This is a genomic window from Prevotella sp. P4-51, from assembly GCF_002251455.1.
In the GTDB taxonomy this organism is placed as follows: Bacteria; Bacteroidota; Bacteroidia; order Bacteroidales; family Bacteroidaceae; genus Prevotella.
Map to the genome: position 1 here is coordinate 1 of NZ_NPJM01000053.1, position 4,839 is coordinate 4,839.

At 51.7% G+C, this 4,839-nt stretch carries 5 protein-coding genes; all 5 read left to right on the plus strand.

The window, feature by feature from the left end; all coding sequences use genetic code 11:
- Nucleotides 1-189: hypothetical protein (locus tag CIK94_RS14635; protein WP_094422502.1), on the plus strand; the 189-nt coding region annotated here is incomplete at its 5' end.
- A 13-nt stretch (nucleotides 190-202) separates the two neighbouring features.
- Nucleotides 203-2,032, plus strand: coding sequence for a hypothetical protein (locus tag CIK94_RS07965; protein ID WP_094422504.1), 1,830 nt, complete (start codon nucleotides 203-205; stop codon nucleotides 2,030-2,032).
- A gap of 240 nt (nucleotides 2,033-2,272) precedes the next feature.
- The gene (locus CIK94_RS07970; RefSeq protein ID WP_094386918.1) at nucleotides 2,273-3,235 is read left to right on the plus strand and encodes an acetylornithine carbamoyltransferase; all 963 of its coding nucleotides are present in this window, start codon (nucleotides 2,273-2,275) and stop codon (nucleotides 3,233-3,235) included.
- Between the two features lie 11 nt (nucleotides 3,236-3,246).
- A complete protein-coding gene (locus CIK94_RS07975; RefSeq protein WP_094422506.1) occupies nucleotides 3,247-4,170 on the plus strand; it encodes an SUMF1/EgtB/PvdO family nonheme iron enzyme in 924 nt (307 codons plus the stop codon).
- A 470-nt stretch (nucleotides 4,171-4,640) separates the two neighbouring features.
- On the plus strand, nucleotides 4,641-4,839 hold a 199-nt coding region (locus CIK94_RS14055; RefSeq protein WP_173845674.1), incomplete at its 3' end, for a helix-turn-helix domain-containing protein.

Genomic DNA, 4,839 nt, shown 5'->3' on the forward strand with positions numbered 1-4,839 from the left:
ATGGCGGGGTGGGTGGACGGGATTATCATTTTGCCATTTTTCGCTACGAAAAGTACAAAAAACATAGTTTTTGTGTCGGATTTCATCATTTTTTTTATAATTTGGCGCTCGGAAAGAGAGATTCCGCTTCGCCCTGTGGTTATTCCTCCCGGCTCGGGGCGCAGTTTTATTCATACGGGAGCCATATAAATAAACCTACAAAATGAAGAAAATCTACTTCATCCTATCACTGTTGGCCACAACAGTGGCATCGGCGTATGCTGCCGTAAACCCACCCACCATCGGTTTCCCCGACAACTATCTGGGTACCCAATTCAAAGCTACGTGGGAAGACGCCGGCGCCGACTCCTATCTGTTCAGCCTCTACACTCTGGGCGACAACATGATGAAATTCGACGAGACCTTTGCCAACGTGAACCACAGTGGCGGCAAAATCAACACAGCCAACCCCAATATTCCTGTTGGTTTCAGCGTTGACATCTCCAAGAACGGCACCACCGACGTGGTCTACTACAACGACCGCGACCACATCGTGCTGGACGCCAACGACGACAAGGTGTCTACTTCCCTCATGGTGGGCGGCAACCTCTCCAGATGTATCTTCAACGCCAACCTTATCAATGCGCAGGGCATCACCAAGGAAAACTCGAGCCGTTTCAAGGTGACTCTCTACGACAAGGCCGGCGACATGATCAGTTCGGGTCAGGTAGAGGCTTACTATTTCTACCTCAAAGAGGATTTCGACCTGGAGGATGCTTTCGGCGGAATCCGCTCCAACATCGGCAAGGTGGTCTTTGAGATTGTCAAGGACGACAGCCACAACGTGGGCGACATCGCCATCAACTCCATACAGTATGAATACAAGGCCCCCGTATACGTGATGCGCGACAAGGAGGTTGAGGGTACATGGATCGTTCCCACCGACCTGGATGCCGAGAAGGTCTATTACTACTATGTAAAGGCAAAGAATGGCAGCGAGGTTTCTGACATGTCGGCCATCATGTATGTCGATGGCTTTCTGAGTGTCAACACCCTGCCCGCCAGCAACATCAAGAGTACCTCGTACACCGCCAACTGGGAGTATCTGCCCAAGGCGCTGGGCTACTATGTGCAGCCCTACCGCTTCGACGTGGTCGAGGACACCAAGATAGATAAGCGCCTTGACGACCAGTTCTCCAAGGCTACCGAGGGCACCACGATGCTTCCCATCAGCATCAACTCGGAAGACCTGGACAAGTATACAGACTGCACAGGTTGGAGCGGACGCAATGTGCTGATGGCCAAAGGCATGATAGGTGCCGATGCAGGCCGTTTCCCCATGAACATGTCTTATCTGCACTCGCCCATCATGAACCTGTCGGCCAACGGCGGCAAGTACAAAATACACCTCAAGGCCCATGGTACTGCCGGCGACGCCCTCAACGTATACCACGTGGGATATATAGTAGACGGCAAACTGAACATGCACACGGCAACCTTCGACAAAAATGGCAATATCGATGAAGAGTGGGAGATGAACGACGGCGACTCTGAGACCATGCTCTCATTTGAGGATAAAAGACTCAAGAAGTTCTTCATCGATGAGGTTACTGTAAGCCAGGGTCTCTACAAGGGCGACATCATCACCGTGAAGTATGACCTGGTGAAACTCACCGACGGCAAGACCACCTCTTACAACTTCTCTGGTCTCGAGGAGAACAAGAAGTATGGTTATCAGGTGACAGGATGGCGTCACAACGACGTGGGTGGCGAGGTAATCTCAGGCACATCACCCATTGTCTATGCCGACCTGAGCATCGCTGCAGGCATCGATGACAACGTGGTAGCCAACGGCGACCCCAAGGTAAGCGTAAGCGGCAACACCGTGACCGTGACGCTGGCGCAGGCTGCTCCCATCTATGTCTTCACCCTCGACGGATGCAACAAGCAGACTCTGAGCGGCAAGGCTGGCGCCAACACGCTGACCCTCGCTGCCGGACAGGTATACATCGTCAAGGCCGGTGGCCGCGCCTACAAGGTTATGGCACGCTAACCGCACAGACGACCCAGCCACAATTTCCACGGCGGAGCAGGACATCAACGGATGTCTGGCTCCGCCGTTGGCGTTGGATGGGGTGCGTCTAAAAAAAACGGCAGGCAAAAAAATGGGGAAAATAGCGGTGCATGTCAGGTTTTTTGCGTATTTTTGTGACATCAACAGTATCCCGCACACAATCGATGCCGGCATCGGCTATTTGTCCGGCGCTGACAAATCAAATAAAGGAAGAAAGAGATGAAGACATTTTTCAATGTAGAAGACCTGGGCGACCTCCGTCAGGCGCTCGCCGAGGCACAGGAGGTAAAGCGCGACCGCTTTGCCTTTCAGGAATTGGGCAAGAACAAGACTCTGCTGATGATATTCTTCAACAACAGTCTGCGTACACGCCTCTCTACCCAGAAGGCAGCCATGAACCTGGGAATGAACGTGATAGTACTCGACGTCAATGCCGGCGCATGGAAGCTGGAGACCGAGCGTGGCGTAATCATGGACGGCGACAAGAGCGAGCATCTGCTCGAAGCCATCCCCGTGATGGCAAGCTACTGTGACATCATCGCCGTGCGCTCGTTTGCCGGGCTCAAAGACCGTGACTTCGACTATGCCGAGACCATCGTCAACCAGTTTGTGCGCTACAGCGGCCGCCCCGTTGTGGCTATGGAGACTGCCACGGTGCATCCGCTCCAGGCCTTTGCCGACCTCATCACCATCGACGAGCACCGCAAGACGGAGCGTCCCAAGGTGGTGCTCACCTGGGCTCCCCACTGCCGTGCGCTGCCACAGGCTGTGCCCAACAGCTTTGCCCAATGGATGAACGCTGCCGATGTAGACCTGGTGGTGACCCATCCCGAAGGCTACGAACTGGACGAGAAGTTTGTGGGCAATGCCCATGTGGAGTATGACCAGCGCCGCGCGCTCGAAGGTGCCGACTTCGTGTATGCCAAGAACTGGAGCTGCCCCGGCGTAAGCTGCAAAGAGGACTATGGCAAGATACTCTGCAAGGATATGTCGTGGACCATCGACTCGGAGCACATGAGCTGGACTCATGACGGATACTTCATGCACTGTCTGCCCGTTAGACGCGGCCTCATCGTCACCGACGATGTGATAGAGAGCGACCACTCGCTTGTCATCCCCGAAGCCGCCAACCGCGAGATAAGCGCCGAGGTGGTGCTCAAGCGCGTGCTGGAAACCCTATAATACATAAGATTATGAGAAGACTGTTTATAACTATCATTGCTATAGCAGCCCTGACAGCAGCTTCGGCCCAAGGCATCATAAGACCAAAGACTTCGGGCGCAGCTGTCAAGAAGAAACCTGCCACGACCGTCAGGCACAAAAAGCCGCAGCGCACGCCAAGCCCCAAAGAGAGATTTGACATGGACGCCCACCGCAAGCGTCTGGTCAACAAGCTGCTGGGGGATATGGTGTATGTCAAGGGCGGCACCTTCACCGCCGGATGTGACACGGTAAGATTCAACAAAGAACGCGCGAGAGAGATAACGCTCGATGGCTATTATATCTGTAAATACGAATTGAGCATGGCTCTATGGGACGCCTTCATGAAAGACAACTGGTGGGATGGAGACTATGAGTATTACACCAAGAACCCTATGGGGAAGGATTATGCCAAATGCAACATATCGTGCAAAGAAATCCAGACATTTCTGGAACGCCTGAATGCCTACTGCGGTCAGGAGTTCCGTCTGCCCACCGAGGCCGAATGGGAATATGCTGCCATTGAGGGTAAGCTTAAGGCTCCCTACCGATTCAGCGGCAGCAACAATGCCAATGAGGTGGCGGTGTATAAAGATAACTTGGAAGGGGAAGAAAAAAAGTCATATCACATGGGATGCAAGAAACCCAACGGTCTGGGACTCTACGACATGTCGGGCGGACTCGCAGAGATGTGCTATGACCCCTATAACACCTATTCGCCCGACCGACCGGTCACCCCCAACGGTAAGAAAGACTACAAATGTCCGCCAGGAGAACACACTCATGTGATCAAAGGCGGTCACTATCAATCGCTCGAGCATGAACTCTATCCGTGGGCAAGAGGCTTGTGGATTAGCGACGGTTATGGCGCATGGTATGTAACCATTCGCCTGGTGGCTACGGAGATTAGAAAATAGTATTAATACAGATAAATATCCTGCTGCGAGTAACGATTTTCCCAAAGAGAAATTGAGAAATACATAATATACAAGAAGCCCCATCTCAGCCTTCCAAGGGGAAGGAGTGCCAGCTGAGGCCCCATCCCAACCTTCCCCAAGGGAGGGCACTGAAAAACTAAAACCCACTATCAAATTGAAAGTTGATGACGGAGATATAGCTGTTTTACCCTTTATCATCTGTCTATTTTAGCCTTATTTTAGGCGATTTGCAGAAAGAGAAGTTACAAATCGTAAGCATTTTCCGTTTTGGTCATAAAAAAAGGGGACTTTTTCAGTGCCCTCCCAAGGGGAAGGAGCTGCACAAGCGGCCCATAATCCACTCTCCCATACCACATCGATACGGGTGAAGATAAACAGAGTTTTCCGCAAGCAACAGCAACGCTGTATGTATTGCCCTGAACTAAGTTGAATAAAAAAGTTCAAATAAAATGGGCAAAGAGAACAAAAATGAAGTATTAAAGTTCCAAGAACCAGCACTTCAACGCAAGCAATCTTGCATAAAGCGCCTATCAGACGACCAAAAACGTATGATACTGCACGCACATCTGGTAAATGGAGTCAGTAAGGCAGAATTAGCAAGAGTTTTTGGCATCAGACGTGAGACTATTTGGAGATGGATTAGTACCT

Coding starts and splice junctions, on each gene's coding strand:
- CIK94_RS07975 (WP_094422506.1), top strand. CDS start 3,247: ATGAGAAGACTGTTTATAACTATCATTGCTATAGCAGCCCTGACAGCA.
- CIK94_RS07965 (WP_094422504.1), top strand. CDS start 203: ATGAAGAAAATCTACTTCATCCTATCACTGTTGGCCACAACAGTGGCA.
- CIK94_RS07970 (WP_094386918.1), top strand. CDS start 2,273: ATGAAGACATTTTTCAATGTAGAAGACCTGGGCGACCTCCGTCAGGCG.